We start from the raw sequence: 15,290 nt of genomic DNA on the forward strand, positions 1-15,290 counted from the left end.
TTATTGTTCTCCTGAAAGTAAACATGATAAACTGAATAACGGAGATAATGAACTCCTGCAGGGCTTCCTGCAGGAGTCTGTTTTGTTTAATGAACGCCCATAAAGAAAGGACTGAAGCTTGTGCTTTTGTATATTTGGGTAGGGATTGCCGGTATGGCCGGAGCGCTTTTGCGCTATGGACTGGGCCTTGCGGTGAGTGAGAGCTGGGGAGGAGGACTTCCGCTTGCTACCTTCCTGACCAACATGGCCGGATCATTTGCGCTTGGCTATCTAACGTTCTGGCTCGGGAGACGCCCATCCGCCCATCCGTATACATCCATGGTCGTTGGTACGGGTCTGATCGGTTCGTTTACTACGTTTTCCACCTTTAGTGTAGAAAACATTCAGCTCTTCCAAACCGGCCAGACCGCTACGGCTCTTCTATACATCTTGCTCAGCTTAATCGGAGGACTTTTCATGTCGTGGGCAGGTTTTCGTTTAGGAAGCGGAGTCGCCAAAGGAGGGGCAGCATCGTGAACCACATGTTGCTTGTGGCTGCGGGGGGATTTTTTGGCGCGGTGTTCCGTTTCGGAATTGGCCAATGGGTTATAAAACAAACGTCTACTGCATTTCCTTTGGCAACGTTGTTTGTGAACATTACAGGTTCTTTTTTGCTTGGTTGGATTACGGCGATGGAACCTTCTGATTCTATCAGACTGTTTTTTGGAATAGGATTTATGGGGGCATTTACGACGTTCTCAACACTTAAGCTGGAGAGCATTCAATTTTATCGAAAAAAACAATGGGACGTGCTGATTCTATATTTGGCACTGAGTTACTTCGTCGGTATACTGGCTGCATTGGCCGGGTTCGTGCTGGGCATCCGGTAATACCGGACAAGCTATTATCAATACAGAGAGTAGGGAAACGCATTGAAAGAAATGGTACTGTCACTTTTGGAGTGGATTGTGGGGCTTGGACATCTCGGAATTGCACTTGGTCTTATGGTAGAGGTTATTCCAAGCGAGTTGGTTTTGTCGTATGCGGGCTATCTCATTTCGCAGGGACATCTGAGTTTTGCCGGTTCAGTTATTGCCGGAACAATCGGGGGAACCATCGCCCAGTTGTTTTTATACTGGATGGGGTATTATGGCGGAAGACCCTTTTTGGAAAAGTACGGAAAGTATATTCTGATCAGTCAGAAACAGATTGATTTATCAGAAAGCTGGTTTGAGAAATATGGCAATGGTGTGATTTTCTTTGCCCGTTTCATTCCTGTTGTCCGGCATGCCATTTCAATTCCCGCAGGCATTGCAAAAATGTCATTTTCTAAATTTACGATCTATACCTTGCTGGCTATTATTCCTTGGTCGATCTTATTTATCTATCTGGGAAGCCAGCTTGGAAGCAACTGGGAAGACATTAAAACGATTGCCGCTCCATTTACGAGAGGGATTGCCATTGGCGCCATTGTCATTCTCTTCATTGTCATCATCTTTAAAGTGAGAAAAGGAAAAAAATAAATCTTACTGCTCGTAGAAGGGCCCTGTCTCAAGGGTCTTTTTCTATGTTTATGGTCATACATTTATCAAAAGAAGCGGGCGGGTGAGGAGAATGGATGAGCTGGCGAGAAATAAAATAATCAATGAGGTGCTTATGAGAATGAGAGGGGAACAAGAAAAGGAGGAGGTGGCCAACTGTATTTCCAGAGCCATGAGGGAATGCGGATACAAACAAGAGAATATCCAGCGGGTGATTGAGCGGGTCCATAGTCAGTTCAACCGAAATAAAATGTAAACACGCGGACAGTATGCGTGTTTTTTTGTTACACTTATCGGAGGAATACATAAAAAATAAGGATGGAGCGGTGTAGCTATGAATGAATCCATTACTTCACTTTGCGGCATTCGATATCCTATTGTGCAGGCTGGAATGGCCGGTGGCCCGGCAACGCCGGAGTTGGCAGCGGCGGTTTCCAATGCCGGCGGATTAGGTACGTTGGGAGCGGGTTATATGGCGCCCAACGAGGTAAAAGCCGCAATTAAGAGCATAAAGGAAATGACGGCCAAGCCCTTTGCCGTCAACCTTTTTCTGCCGGAGGAATTTACGTTTCAGAGAGATCAGACTGAAAAAATGGAAGCAACGCTTGAAGGATTTAAAGAAAGGCTGGGAATGGAGAAGTCATCCCGGTTTGCGGGATGGACGTCCCATTTTCAGGAGCAGTTGAATGTGGTAATTGAAGAGAAAGTACCAGTCATCAGTTTTACATTCAATGCACCGAACAAAGAAGTAATCGACAGGCTGAAACAAGAAGGCGTGGTTACGATTGCGACTGCCACCACCGTGGAAGAGGCCGTCCGTCTCGAAGCGGCAGGCATCGATGCGATCTCGGCCCAGGGAAGTGAAGCAGGGGGCCATAGAGGAACATTTCTTGGAAGCGAAGAGCAGGCACTGATCGGCTCAATGGTTTTGATTCCCTTGATTGCTGATGCGGTTTCTGTTCCGGTCATTGGTGCCGGGGGAATTATGGATGCGAGGGGTATGGCTGCCGCCTTTGCGCTTGGAGCAAGCGCTGTCCAGCTGGGTACTGCTTTTTTAACAGCAGAAGAAAGCGGAGCTCATCATCTGCATAAAGAAGCTGTGCTGGAATCGAAAGAAACGGACCTGAGGCTGACCAAAGCGTTTTCGGGCAAAATGGCAAGAGGTATTTCAAATAGTTTTATGGAAGAGATGAAAGCTGTTGACGACCTTCCTCCATATCCTATTCAAAATGCATTGACTTCCGGACTTCGGAAAGCTGCTGCGAGCCAGGGAGAAAAAGGGTACATGTCCCTATGGGCAGGGCAGGGTGCCCCACTGGCTAAAAGAAGGCCAGCGAAGCAGCTAGTCGAGACCCTTATCGCTGATTATAACCGGATTGCAGACGGGCTTGTAAAACTTTAAACCGGAAAAAAGCCGCAGCCCCTGGTCCTGGGCTTGCGGCCTTTATCGTTTTACGGTTTTAAACAACTCCGTCGCGTTCTCTTTTAATTCCTTTGCAGATTCTCCTACACTTTTGATGCTTTGTGTTTTATTGTAGACATCGTATTTCAAATACTCGGTTTTTTCATTGAGCAGTGCGGTCTGGTTTGTCACGTCATTTACCTCCGCCTGCATCAGCTGAGTGGTACGGTTTAAGTTTTCAATGGTTGACTTGCTCGATTTCATCAGCTTAACAGCATAGACCCCAAGGAAGACCAATGCTGCGACAACAATTGCAATGCTAATCCAGATGATGACCAAAATATTGCCCTCCTTCAATCTCTTTATTCTTGTGATACCCATTATACTTATCATACAAACAAAAGCCGGCTGATATTCAAAAGATCAGTCGGCTTTTTTTAATGGGCATGTATTGCAGCAAGTGCCACCGTCTGTCCGATAGTACAGGCAGCATGTTTTTCTCTGCTGAAATCGATGGTCTTCATATCGGGCAGCCAATATGCTGAAAGGATTGGAAGTTGTTCCAAAGTGAAAGCCTTGTGCCTGTTTCACAAGAAATTGGTAGTCGTCTTCTAATCTTTCATGGATTGCAGGAGGGTGGTTCTCGCCTTTCCACGTGTTGTATAACCAGGCCATATAAATTAAAGCATTCTCCCAAAGCATCGTTTTTGATGCTTTTGTGTTTGCTGCCAAGTAATCAAGCATAACCGATATGTTTTCGGCGAAAAGTGTTTCAACAACCGATGATCTCCAATTTTCCCGGTTTCCGACCATAGGCATCCCATCACTGTTTTGAAGGGAAAAAGACGGCAGCCAGCTATGTTCTTTTTCGCCATCTTCCTCGTCAATGATCACCACATTTTCCAGACGGATATCAAATTGCTTATTCAGCATCGACATGGCATAAAGGGAAGAGGTGAGAATACAGAAAACATAGCGCTTAAAGAACATGGAGGCTATGACCCTTTGTTCTTTGGAGCCGATTTTATCACCCACGGTTTCCATATAGGAAAGCATACGTTGCTTATTTAATAAGAGAGACGCTGGAAAGGCAGCCTTTTCCTTTGAAAAATGGAATTTAAAGCTGGAGCGTTTTTCAATATCAGTCTGTTCCAAGAGAGACCAGCCGTTAAGGTTAGGCATATTGTGCTGTGGGTAAGCCATTTCTCGCGATTCTCCCCTTTCCGTATGGAATGCACATTGGTGTGCCGAATAAAGGATCTTCAATAATTTTGCATGGCATATGAAAAACATCGGCAACGAGTTTTTCATTCATGATAGCTTCCGGACAACCTTGAGCTGCTACCGAATGATTCTGGATGGCCACCAGATGGTGGGCATACCTGCAGGCCAGGTTAAGATCGTGCAGGACCATTACAATGGTGCGTTTTTCCCTTGCATTCAGCTCAAAGAGCAGATCGAGTATTTCAATCTGGTGTGTCATGTCCAAATACGTAGTCGGTTCGTCGAGAAGGATGGTTTCCGTTCCCTGAGCAAGGGTCATGGCAATCCACGCACGCTGTCTTTGTCCCCCGGAGAGGGAATCAACACTTCTCTCCGCCAATTCAAGCATATTGGTCGCCGTCAGGGCCTGAGTAACCGCCTCTTCGTCTTTCTTAGACCATTGTTTCAACCAAGATTGGTATGGGTACCTTCCTTGTTTAACCAGCTGAAGAACAGTCAGTCCCTCCGGTGCCACCGGCCCCTGGGGTAAAATGGCCAGCTCTTTTGCCACGTCCTTTGTTGACCGTTTGGCGATGTCCTTCCCATTTAAAAGAATTGCTCCTTCTTCAGGTGCTAGAAGGCGCGCCATGGAACGCAATAGTGTCGACTTTCCACACCCGTTACTGCCGATTAAAACGGTGATTTCCCCTTTTGGTATCGAAAGATTCAGGTCTTGAATCACAGGTTTTTTTCCATAGGATAATGTTAAAGATTCGGTTTGCAGAATGGACATGAAATCGCTCCTTAACCATGATTTTTAAATAGAAGGTAAATAAAATAGGGAGCACCGATGGCAGCGGTGAAAACTCCTGCTGGAACTTCCAGCGGTGAGAGAAGTGTTCTTCCTGCCAAATCAGCAAGCAATACGATAATGGCCCCAAGAAAAGCGGATACAGGAAGCAGAGCGCCGAAGGAAGAGCCAACCAGCCTTCTGGCGATATGCGGCGCGATCAAGCCAACAAATCCAATGGCTCCGGTAAAAGCGACGGCCGAACCGGCCAGAGCTGTACTGATCAGCAGTAATAAAAGACGGTTCTTGTTCACTGAATGCCCGAGACTTGAGGACACATCATCACCCAGCTCCTGAACGTTCAATTTTCTTGCGGATGCAAGCAAAAGAGGTGTCAGGATAAGAAACCAGGGCAAGAGGCTGTATACATCTTTCCAGTTCGTCGCATAAACCGTACCAGTGAGCCAGATCGTTGCCTGCGGAGCGGCATAAATGGGTCCGAGGACGATCATGAGTGTTGTAAGAGCCTGGGCTGCGGTCATCAGGCCCACACCAATCAAAATCAGCCTTACAGGTGATATTCCGCGTTTCCATGCAAGAAGGTAAATCAAGGCTCCCATAAGAAACGCTCCGGTTACAGCCGCAACAGGCAAATAACCGATGCTCACCGTCAAATTGTTGCTTTGGCTGCTGAAGACCGTTATAAAGGTAACGGCTGCAAAGCCTGCGCCGGATGTAATGCCAAGCATATCTGGCGAAGCAAGTGGATTTCGTATGATTCCCTGCAAAATGGCTCCTGACAGGGAAAGGGAAGCCCCTGCAATCACAGCAATTAGGATTCTGGGAAGCCTGAATTCATGTATAACAACATCGTTAATTCCGGCACCAGTCCCAGTCAGGGATTGTATGACTTCGAGAGGAGAGATGTACAGCTCCCCGATCCCAATGCTTACCGACATGATGGCCATTGTCACAAGGACAAGAATCAGTGAAGTGAACAGGGCTTTTTTATCTATTAGAAACGAAAATCTTCTGGACCTTGCTGTAATATACTTGCTCATTTAAATGATCCTTTTCGGGCGATATGAATAAAAAACGGCGTACCGATCAAAGCGGTCATTACACCAACCGGAACTTCTTCCGGAAGTACGATGTATCGGGCACCAATGTCGGCAGTAATCAGCAGTATACCGCCAAATAAAGCGGAAAAGGGGATAACCCAACGATGGTCATTACCGACAAGATAACGGGCGAAATGAGGAACAACAATACCGATAAAACTAATTGGGCCCGCCACTGCGACGGATCCGCCGGCAAGCAGCACGATCAAGACACCAGCCAGAATCTTAAAGAGCAGTGTCCTCTGGCCAAGGCTTTTGGCAACATCTTCACCAAGTAAAAAGGTATTAAGCTGGCGGAACATCAGCAAGGAACCAATCCAGGCAGTCACAAGATAAGGAAGCACAGGATAAAGAAACTCCATTTTTCGGCCCTGTATTGATCCAGCCAGCCAGAAGAGTACTTCTTCCAGCGCTTTTTGATTCGCCACCAGCATTCCTTGTGTAAGAGAGGCAAACATCGCAGCGATAACCGCACCTGCCAGTGTCATTTTTATTGGGGTTAAACCGCTGCGCCCCGCAGAACCCAATATGTATACGGCCAAAGCCGAGACAGCAGCACCTAGAAATGCAATCCAGGTGAATTGCTGAAGAGAACTGATTTGAAAGAATGAGACAGCCATAACGATAAAAAAACCTGCTCCCGCGTTCAATCCGAAAATATCGGTGGATGCGATTGGGTTCCGTGTCACCGCTTGCAGAAGCACACCGGCCAATGCGAGTGAAATCCCAACTGCCGCACCGATCAAAGCGCGGGGAAGACGGGCATTTCGTATAATAAGATGCTGATTGGACCCATTAAAATCAGTAAATGCTGCAACAGCTGTTTTCCAGCTTGTGTCGGTATATCCGAATACAACACTAAGCGCCATACAGACAGCCAACATAAGGACTGCCAAAGCGAGAATGGCAATCTTCGCTTTTGATGATTGAATTACTCCGTTCATAAGGACCTCATAATTAGAAATTTACAATTATAGTTTAAAAAAGATAATGCTGTATGTCAATGAATTTGAAAATCATTATCAATTACTGTTGACTTTTATTTTTACTTTCAGGTATGATTTGTCTGTAAATGAAATTCATTATCAATTGGGGGAGAAAGAATTTGAATACAGTAAAATCTACATATTCAAAATGGGGAATGATTATTGCCATTCTTTCGCTGATGCTTTTGGCAGCTTGCGGGGGGAATGGTGGAAAGGAATCATCCGGAGAAGATTCAAAAGGGTATAGTGTTAAGCATGCAATGGGAACAACCGAGGTAAAGAGCGCAAAACGTGTTGTTGTTTTGACGAATGAAGGAACAGAAGCGGTGCTGGCAATGGGTATTAAACCTGTTGGTGCCGTTAAATCCTGGCTCGGTGATCCATGGTATGATCACATAAAAGATGATATGAAGGGTGTAGAGGTGGTTGGCGACGAAAGCCAGGTTAATCTGGAGAAGATCGCTTCCCTTAAACCAGATCTCATTATTGGAAATAAAATGAGACAAGAAAAAATTTATGACCAATTAAACAAAATTGCACCGACTGTTTTTTCAGAAGACCTGCGCGGTAACTGGAAGCATAATTTCGAATTATATTCCAAGGCTCTAAATAAAGAAAAAGAAGGAAACAAAGTAATCAGTGATTACGATCAACGCGTCAAACAAATCAGTGAAAAAGCGGGTGATAACCTGAACAAGGAAATTTCTATCGTCCGTTTCATGCCCGGGGTTTCCCGTATCTACCTAACCAATACATTTTCCGGTGTAATTCTTGATCAGCTCGGCTTTAAACGTCCAAAGGTGGAAAGTAAAGATGATTTCGTGGCAGAAGTAACGAAGGAACAAATCCCGCAAATGGATGGCGATGAATTGTTTTACTTTACTTACGAAGCAGGGGACGGAGGAGCGACCAAGCAGGAGAAAGAATGGACCAATGATCCCCTTTGGAAAAATCTCAATGCTGTGAAAAAGGGTAATGTTCACAAGGTTTCTGATGCCATCTGGAATACGGCTGGTGGTGTGAAAGCAGCCAACCTCATGCTTGATGACATTGAAAAATATTTGGTGAAATAAGTAACAGATGAAGCTCGTGATGCCATATCACGGGCTTTTTTTATGTTCTGACAGCGCGTTCTGTGTAATAATTCACACGATGCTCCTGTTCAATCAGGAGGATTGCTATAATGGAACGCGTCAATTTCCGTACGAAAAAATATGGACGACTTGTCCATATTGCCGTATAGTTACTGCAGTAGTTTATCATCCAGGAGGCAAGCTATGCTCTTTTTATCATTGCCGCAATCTTTTTTGCAGATGAATACCATTTTTATATCCATACTAATAGAAGCATTGCCCTTTGTGGTACTTGGGGTTTTTATTGCCGGTATCATCCAAATCTTTGTATCAGAGGAACTGGTGGCAAGAATCATGCCGAAAAATCCGGTTCTTGCCGTATTGTTCGCTTCTTTTCTTGGCGCCCTTTTCCCGGCGTGTGAATGCGGAATCGTGCCGATTGTAAGGCGTCTTGTTCAAAAAGGGGTGCCTATTTACGCCGGAGTTGCTTTTATGCTGACAGGTCCAATCATCAATCCTGTTGTTCTCTTTTCGACCTACGTTGCTTTTGGAAGCAACTGGTCCATGCCCTTATACCGTGCCGGCGGAGCTGCTGTAGTTTCCGTTGTAGTTGGTTTGATTCTCGCTTTCTTTTATAAGGGAGATGGACTGAAGATTACAGCAGAACATCACCATCACACGCATAAAAAGCTTTCCATTAAACAAAAACTCGGAGAAACACTGAATCATGCGGTTGAAGAATTCTTCTCCATGGGGAAATACCTTGTGATCGGTTCACTGATTGCCGCAGCGGTCCAAACATATGTGAAAACCTCAACCCTTCTTGCCATTGGCCAGGGACAGGCTTCCTCGTCACTCGTTATGATGGGCCTTGCGTTTGTTTTATCTCTTTGTTCAGAGGCTGATGCGTTCATTGCGTCTTCCTTCAGAAGTACCTTTTCCACAGGATCAATCGTTGCTTTTCTTGTATTCGGTCCGATGCTTGATATGAAAAATTTATTGATGATGCTCTCGGCATTTAAAACAAAGCTGGTGCTCATTACAGTTGTTTCACTGTCTGTTGTAGTATTTTTATATTCGTTGCTGTTCTAAGGAGGTGTAGTGTTATGATGCGGGGATGCCTGTTAATGGGATTTACTTTTTTGATTATGCAGCTTCATGCGACCGGAAATATAAGTAAGTACATTAATATGAAATATTCGTATCTTTCATTCAGCGTTATGTTCGCACTGGCACTTTTGACCATCGTGCAATTTCGGAATGCCATGAAGGAAGACGAAGGGGGCCATAGCTGTGATCATTGCGACCATGATCATTCGGTTGAGGATACTTGGTATAAAAAATTGTTTGTGTATGCCGTTTTTGCTTTTCCGGTCATTACCGGTATCTTTCTTCCAGTCGCCACCATGGATTCAAATATTGTAAAAGCAAAGGGTTTTCATTTTCCGGTCAATCAGGAGTCCAAAGGGGATCCCTATGCACAAAATCAGTTTCTGCGTCCGGACACCAGTGTATATTATGGCCAGGATGCTTATGACAAGCTGATGAGGAAGGAAAAAAAGAAGTATTCGAAATATGATATCCTTGCCTTGAATGATACGAACTTTCTTAAAGGAATGGAAACCATCTATAACTATACGGGGGATTTTGAAGATAAAACCATCTCGTTTAAAGGTTTTGTGTACAATGATCCGGATACGAAAAAGAACCAGCTCTTTGTCTTTCGGTTTGGCATTATCCATTGTGTGGCTGATTCGGGCGTATTTGGAATGATGGTGGAGATGCCGGATGGCGTGAAGCTTAAAAATGATGACTGGATTACGGTAAAAGGCAAGATATCAGAGATCTATTATCAGCCGTTTAAAACAAATATTCCGTATGTAAAGGTTCAATCATGGAAAAAAACTTCCGCTCCAAAAGAGCAATATGTATACCGGGGGAATAATTAAAGCAGATCCTATAGGGTCTGCTTTTTTGTTTAGCAGGGACTTATGACAATGCATGTTTTTGTTGGAAGTGAAACATGATAAAAAGAAAAAGCGGGAGTGATGATTCTGGAAAAGCAGCCGTATTATGTGAACGTGGAAACAGGAGAAGTTCATTCAGACAAAACGGTCTCCAGTTTTGAGTTTGAAATCGAAGCAACGAGTGAAGAGGTAAATCGTCTTACCAAATTATTCAGGGCATGTGATGAAGCTGCGAGGGGTACGTTTTGGCGATCTCATGTTCCTTACGTTCCTTATCACAACGATCTGGACAATCACCGTTATGACCAGGCATTAAAAGACATTTACCAATTTATACATGATCACGGACAGCCATTAACACGGGAACATATAGAATCCATGAGAATTCTTGATTAAGGAAAAAAGCGGCTCTGTACGACAGAACCGCTTTTACTTGACGTATAAAAGAAATAAGCTGCTTAAATGATTACGATAACAGCAATTGAAATATGTTTAAAGAAGCAGCTGATTATTCATTCTTCGGATCAAACGGCTACCGGTTCAAGCGAGAGCAGTTTTTCCTTAACCTGACTGAGGACCTTCTCGGCATCCTGTGGATCATGCACGTCGTATTTCGTGCTGTCTATAATCAAAACCGGCGTTTTCGTATAGTGTTTGATCCATTCCTGATACTTTCCGTGCAAGGTCTTATAATAGTCGAAAAGCTCAGGATGATTTTCAACCTGCTCATAGTCACGTCCGCGGTTTTTGATGCGGGATAAAGCGGTCGGAAGGTCACTGTCCAGATAGATTAAAAGATCAGGTCGCACGTCAGGTGATGGTGCACATTCCTGCATAAGCGTTTCAAGCAAGTCTTTATACGTTTCAAATTCCAGCTTGCTCATATTTCCGGCTTCATGATTCAATTCGGCAAAAATCAGGTCTTCATAGAGACTGCGGTCAAGCACGTTGTCCTGTGCTTTAGATGCCTGCCGAATCGTTTTAAAACGGGTATTCAAAAAATAGATCTGCAGAGGGAATGCCCACCGCTTTGGATTCACATAATAATCAGGCAAAATGGGGTTGTCTCCCACACTTTCATAATATATCTCACTTCCCAGCCCAGAGCTGATCAGCTCGGCAAAGGTAGTTTTGCCTGTTCCTATCATTCCTGCCATTAAAATCACTACAATTTTCCCCCTGTTTGATACTGTGTATATATGTATGTAATTATCTTTATCAATATATAGTGCTATATGGGCAAAGACCTTCTAAATATATCACTTTTACCTCAAGCTGAATAGTACATTTCTGTTGAGAGCTCTGCTATTATATGAATAAGGACAGGGTAATCCCTTTCCGATTATCGCGAGGAAGGTGTGTCAAATGACTGTGAAACTTAAAGTATACTCTGATTTTACATGCCCATACTGCTATCTTGCGGAATCTGTGATTCAGAGCGCCGCGGAAGGCAAGGACGTTGAATTAGAGTGGGTTCCATTGGAACTGCACCCATTTCCTTCGCCAACAAAAGAATGGAAAGATGTGAAAGAAAGCTGGGAGTCTTCCGTTCTCCCCTATGCGAAAGAATTGGGGATCACGATCAAGCATCCTGAAGCAACGTCCTTACCGTATACACATTTGGCCCTTCAAGGGTACATTTATGCAAAAGAACAAGGCAGAGCACAAGATTATGTAAAACGTGTTTTTACAGCTTTCTTTGAAGAAGGAAAGGATATCGGCTCTAAAGACATTCTGACAGAGATTGCAGAACAATCTGGACTCAATCAAGATTCATTTCGTTCTGTTTTGGATTCTGACGAGTATGATCGTAAATTGAACGAAATACGGGAAGAAATTAAAGCTGAAAATATTACCGCAGCTCCAACCATGGTCATCGGTGAGCGGAGGTTAAAAGGGCTTTATCCTCAGAAAGCGGTCGAAAAAGCTATTCGATGCGGAATCAGAGACGAAAAGATGCATTTTTGTGAAGGCGATGAGTGCTATTAAACGTAAAAAGAGCTTTGCAGGTATGGCCTGCGAAGCTCTTTTTTTTCATTCTACGATGAAAAAGGGGGTTGATAGGGATGAGTACAATATATCAAACCTGAAATAGAGAGACTTGATTATGTGATTTTTTTGATAAGCATCAAAGCCTTTGCTTTTTTGAAGAAGAAAAAAAAGCCCTTTGCTTTTTTGAAGAAGATAAAAAAGCCTAATGTTTTTTTGGAACATAAAAAAACCCTTTGCTTTTTTGAAAACATAAAAAAACCCTTCGCTTTTTTGAAAACATAAAAAAAGCCATGGTCAGGGGCTTTTTTTATGTTCTATTTAAAAAAGGGGGGTTACACTCTATTAGACGTAGGATGCGCAAAAAGGTTTCACTATTTATAAGAGAAATTAAAGATAGGTAAGGAATGGAAGTCGTGATAAATTAAAAAGAGAGAGCAGTTAACAAATAGGGACATGGGGTATGATAAATGAAGAATAAATTCTTTCGCCATTGGCATCCAGTAGTAACTACGATTATTATGGGAACCTTTTTTTCAAGAGCGGCTTTTTTTATGACGATGCCTTTTTTGGCCATTTTCCTTCACAGGGAAAAAGGAATGGAGCCGGAGACCATCGGCTTGATTATTGGCATCAGCGCGCTGACCGGGACGTTTGGCGGTTTTATCGGTGGCTATTTATCCGACCGGATTGGACGCTTTCCAGTAATGATTATCGCCATCTTTATATGGAGTGCGGTCTTTGCCGGTTTTGCAGTGGCTGATACCGTTTGGAGCTTTTTCGTTTTGAACTCATTAAACGGTCTGTGCCGGTCATGGTTTGAGCCGATTTCCAGAGCTTTGCTGGCAGATGTGACCACAAAGGAAAACCGGTTGAGTGTGTTCAATGCCCGTTATTTTGCGATTAATGCAGGGGCGGCTCTAGGCCCAGTTACGGGGACCTATCTTGGCAGTTCAAGCTCAATGACGACCTTTTATATTACGGCAGCTGTCTATTTTCTATATGCCCTTGTGGTAATGCTATTAATGAAAAAATATAAAAACAGTCTCCAGCCACAGCTGGAAAAGAAACTAACATTAAAAATGGCGGCTTATGTGATCAGCCGCGACAAAGTGCTGCTGTATTTCTTGCTCGGGAACATTGTGGTGCTCATGGCACAGGCACAAATGGATTCCACACTTGCACAATATATGGGAAGCTCTCCGTTATTTCACCATGGAGTCACGTTGTTTTCCTATCTTATTGTCACCAATGCTGTTACCGTTTTGGTACTTCAGTATCCCGTTACCAGCTATGTGAAGAGATTTGACCCAATGTTTGCCCTGCGGATTGGAAGCGGAGCCTTTAGTCTGGCCCTTCTGGGATTCGGTCTTTCATCGAATTGGATATTCCTTGTTGTTTCCATGGTGATCTTAACTCTTGGGGAGATTATCGTATTCGTGGTCAGCGATGTTCTTCTGGATGATTTGGCTCCCGATCATATGCGTGGTTCCTATTTTGGGGCCATGTCGTTTCGCTCCATTGGTTTCAGCGCAGGACCCTGGATTGGGGGATTGCTGCTCAAGTCGTTCGGTTTTACACATGGATTCTATGTGTTTGGATGCCTGAGCCTACTCTCTCTTCTTGCGCTGCCCCTTTTTCAGATCGGGCAGAAAGTGAAAAACAAAGCTGTGGGCAGTGACAACCATTCTACGTTTGAGACGACATAAAAAGAAGTGACCCTCATTGGGGTCACTTCACCTGTGTCGGTTTTTGATCCTTTTTATGACGTAAGGAAGGACTCTTCTTTTTCCTTCTCTAATTAGTAAGGCAACAACTGCACCTTTTATTCCGCTTTTTATACGAGACATGCGATCCCTCCTTTTGTATACTTCTTTACCCCTTATGGAAGAGTGAACAAACCTGCGACCAACTTTCTTTCAAACGTAGCCCGTTGCCTATACACAATGGACAGGAGGACATAGGATGTAGGGTAGTACACAAAAGGGAGATGAGACTTTGAATAGCAGACAGTTTCAGTTTCCGGGGAGCCAGGGAAGGCGGCAATTCCCGGGAAGCTTTCCACCAGGACCACATCATGGTCAGCAGCAGGGCCAGGGGGCCTTCCCGCCTGGACCGCCACCCGGTCTCGGCGGCCAGCAAGCAGGAAGCTTTCCACCAGGACCACCGCCGACTTTTGTACCGCAAGCATCGCCGTCATCACTGTCGGGGCAGGCGGGGACATTTGCTGTAGATCCTGGAGCAATACGGCCATGTTTGTTCCGGTATGTATTCATCTGGCTAAATAATGGTCACGGATTTTGGGCATGGCTGACTTTTGCTGGCTTTCGCTCGATCGCAGGGTACCGGTGGAATGGTTTTAGATGGAATTACTTTGGCATGGATACAAACCGAATTTCATCCTTTGTCTGTACCTGAAAAAAGCCGTGAGAACGGCTTTTTTGTTGTTATAAAAGGAATAATTGCTCATTCATGACTGGCCAGCCTCCTGTGTCCTTTCTTTGCAGGTCGACAAAATCGTATGGTAATTCCAATTTAGGGATTGAATCTGCCGGTTCGATCGGGAAGGTGAAGCGCCGCATAAAAACATTGTTTCCCGGGAGGTGTATGATACAGCGGGTTTCACTGTACAGCGGTTCAATTCCACAAGTCCCGATATTTGAAATCTTGAAATTTGGCACAGGAAATATCTTAATAGTGAAATAGTGTGTCCACGTTTCTTACCTTTGCATAAGATGTTTATTACAATAAAAAAAGTTTCCCTGAGGAAAGAAAGGGCAAAGATAATGAATTGGAGTCATTTTAACCCATTGAAAAGAGTGGAGAGCTATACTATATTTCTTCATCATCTGGGCTTGTTCAGTGAACAGGATAAGAATGAGATTTTAAAAAAAATCATGCATTTTAATCAAAGACAATCTGATAAATAAAAAGACAAACACAGGAAAAGAGCGGAAGAATAAACTGTTAAAAAGTCATATGGGGGAGAGGCTTTATGCTGAATTCCTGGTTATTCCACTTGTTGGCGTTCCTGGCCATAATTTGTTTTCTTGGCTTCTATTTCATTCCTGGTGCAAATTTTGGTTTTTACTTTATTTCTTTCGTGAGCGGTCTTCTGCTTATGATTCTTTGCTACAATGAAGTAAGGAAGGATTACGATGAATGTGCAAAGTTTGTCAAAAAAGAGAAGGGAAATGGAGAAATCTGAAGAAATATAACTAAATAGGACTGGAGGGAGG

19 protein-coding genes are annotated in these 15,290 nt (G+C 44.0%); 12 read left to right on the forward strand and 7 right to left on the reverse strand.

Annotation, left to right across the window (positions count from 1 at the left end; genetic code table 11):
* Positions 1–120: 120 nt before the first annotated feature.
* The 5 genes from crcB (BLT53_RS03270) (at position 121) to BLT53_RS03290 (ending at position 2,922) form a co-directional block, all read left to right on the forward strand.
* Positions 121–516, forward strand: coding sequence for a fluoride efflux transporter CrcB (gene crcB / locus BLT53_RS03270; protein ID WP_090232745.1), 396 nt, complete (start codon positions 121–123; stop codon positions 514–516).
* A complete protein-coding gene (gene crcB / locus BLT53_RS03275) occupies positions 513–869 on the forward strand; it encodes a fluoride efflux transporter CrcB (RefSeq protein ID WP_170834209.1) in 357 nt (118 codons plus the stop codon). Before crcB (BLT53_RS03270) ends, crcB (BLT53_RS03275) begins: the two co-directional genes overlap by 4 nt.
* A gap of 42 nt (positions 870–911) precedes the next feature.
* A complete protein-coding gene (gene uptA / locus BLT53_RS03280) occupies positions 912–1,502 on the forward strand; it encodes an undecaprenyl phosphate transporter UptA (RefSeq protein WP_425284647.1) in 591 nt (196 codons plus the stop codon).
* A 91-nt stretch (positions 1,503–1,593) separates the two neighbouring features.
* Complete coding sequence (locus tag BLT53_RS03285) at positions 1,594–1,776, forward strand: hypothetical protein (protein ID WP_090232747.1); 183 nt, start codon at positions 1,594–1,596, stop codon at positions 1,774–1,776.
* A gap of 78 nt (positions 1,777–1,854) precedes the next feature.
* Positions 1,855–2,922, forward strand: coding sequence for an NAD(P)H-dependent flavin oxidoreductase (locus BLT53_RS03290; RefSeq protein ID WP_090232749.1), 1,068 nt, complete (start codon positions 1,855–1,857; stop codon positions 2,920–2,922).
* 42 nt (positions 2,923–2,964) lie between these two features.
* Here BLT53_RS03290 and BLT53_RS03295 read toward each other — a convergent pair whose 3' ends face one another.
* The 5 genes from BLT53_RS03295 to BLT53_RS03315 form a co-directional block, all read right to left on the reverse strand.
* Positions 2,965–3,261 (reverse strand): DUF948 domain-containing protein, encoded by a 297-nt coding sequence (locus tag BLT53_RS03295; RefSeq protein WP_170834210.1) that lies wholly within the window; start codon positions 3,259–3,261, stop codon positions 2,965–2,967.
* Positions 3,262–3,345: 84 nt separating this feature from the next.
* The gene (locus BLT53_RS03300) at positions 3,346–4,125 is read right to left on the reverse strand and encodes an IucA/IucC family C-terminal-domain containing protein (RefSeq protein ID WP_170834211.1); all 780 of its coding nucleotides are present in this window, start codon (positions 4,123–4,125) and stop codon (positions 3,346–3,348) included.
* Positions 4,097–4,918 (reverse strand): ABC transporter ATP-binding protein, encoded by an 822-nt coding sequence (locus BLT53_RS03305; protein WP_090232752.1) that lies wholly within the window; start codon positions 4,916–4,918, stop codon positions 4,097–4,099. The genes BLT53_RS03300 and BLT53_RS03305 overlap by 29 nt, the downstream gene beginning before the upstream one ends.
* 11 nt (positions 4,919–4,929) lie before the next feature.
* Positions 4,930–5,976 carry a FecCD family ABC transporter permease gene (locus BLT53_RS03310; protein ID WP_090232754.1) on the reverse strand — a complete coding sequence of 349 codons (1,047 nt, stop codon included), beginning with the start codon at positions 5,974–5,976 and terminating at the stop codon, positions 4,930–4,932.
* Positions 5,973–6,980, reverse strand: a complete 1,008-nt coding sequence (locus BLT53_RS03315; protein ID WP_090232756.1) for a FecCD family ABC transporter permease — start codon at positions 6,978–6,980, stop codon at positions 5,973–5,975. Before BLT53_RS03315 ends, BLT53_RS03310 begins: the two co-directional genes overlap by 4 nt.
* Before the next feature lie 197 nt (positions 6,981–7,177).
* On the opposite strand from BLT53_RS03315, the gene BLT53_RS03320 reads away from it, so the two are divergent.
* The 4 genes from BLT53_RS03320 to BLT53_RS03335 all read left to right on the forward strand — a co-directional run bounded on the left by BLT53_RS03320 (position 7,178) and on the right by BLT53_RS03335 (position 10,458).
* Positions 7,178–8,095 (forward strand): ABC transporter substrate-binding protein, encoded by a 918-nt coding sequence (locus BLT53_RS03320; protein ID WP_090236675.1) that lies wholly within the window; start codon positions 7,178–7,180, stop codon positions 8,093–8,095.
* Between the two features lie 204 nt (positions 8,096–8,299).
* Positions 8,300–9,187, forward strand: a complete 888-nt coding sequence (locus BLT53_RS03325) for a permease (RefSeq protein WP_090232757.1) — start codon at positions 8,300–8,302, stop codon at positions 9,185–9,187.
* A gap of 14 nt (positions 9,188–9,201) precedes the next feature.
* Positions 9,202–10,044, forward strand: a complete 843-nt coding sequence (locus BLT53_RS03330) for a TIGR03943 family putative permease subunit (protein WP_090232759.1) — start codon at positions 9,202–9,204, stop codon at positions 10,042–10,044.
* A 99-nt stretch (positions 10,045–10,143) separates the two neighbouring features.
* Positions 10,144–10,458, forward strand: coding sequence for a hypothetical protein (locus BLT53_RS03335; protein ID WP_090232760.1), 315 nt, complete (start codon positions 10,144–10,146; stop codon positions 10,456–10,458).
* Between the two features lie 128 nt (positions 10,459–10,586).
* On the opposite strand, the gene BLT53_RS03340 is transcribed toward BLT53_RS03335, so the two are convergent.
* Entirely contained in the window at positions 10,587–11,219 is a 633-nt protein-coding gene (locus BLT53_RS03340) for a deoxynucleoside kinase (RefSeq protein ID WP_170834391.1), read from the reverse strand.
* 208 nt (positions 11,220–11,427) lie between these two features.
* Between BLT53_RS03340 and BLT53_RS03345 the strand changes: the two genes are divergently transcribed.
* Together BLT53_RS03345 and BLT53_RS03350 are read left to right on the forward strand one after the other, a co-directional pair.
* On the forward strand, positions 11,428–12,051 hold the full coding sequence (locus tag BLT53_RS03345) for a DsbA family oxidoreductase (protein WP_090232763.1): 624 nt from the start codon (positions 11,428–11,430) through the stop codon (positions 12,049–12,051).
* Positions 12,052–12,521: 470 nt separating this feature from the next.
* On the forward strand, positions 12,522–13,760 hold the full coding sequence (locus tag BLT53_RS03350; RefSeq protein ID WP_244520347.1) for an MDR family MFS transporter: 1,239 nt from the start codon (positions 12,522–12,524) through the stop codon (positions 13,758–13,760).
* Between the two features lie 173 nt (positions 13,761–13,933).
* Here BLT53_RS03350 and BLT53_RS03355 read toward each other — a convergent pair whose 3' ends face one another.
* Positions 13,934–14,275: a hypothetical protein gene (locus BLT53_RS03355; protein WP_090232765.1), complete on the reverse strand. Its 342-nt coding sequence runs from the start codon at positions 14,273–14,275 to the stop codon at positions 13,934–13,936.
* Between the two features lie 771 nt (positions 14,276–15,046).
* On the opposite strand from BLT53_RS03355, the gene BLT53_RS03360 reads away from it, so the two are divergent.
* Positions 15,047–15,259 (forward strand): hypothetical protein, encoded by a 213-nt coding sequence (locus BLT53_RS03360; protein WP_090232766.1) that lies wholly within the window; start codon positions 15,047–15,049, stop codon positions 15,257–15,259.
* Positions 15,260–15,290: the final 31 nt, after the last annotated feature.

The sequence above is a fragment of the Fictibacillus solisalsi genome, assembly GCF_900103485.1.
GTDB classification, from domain to species: domain Bacteria; phylum Bacillota; class Bacilli; order Bacillales; family Fictibacillaceae; genus Fictibacillus_C; species Fictibacillus_C solisalsi.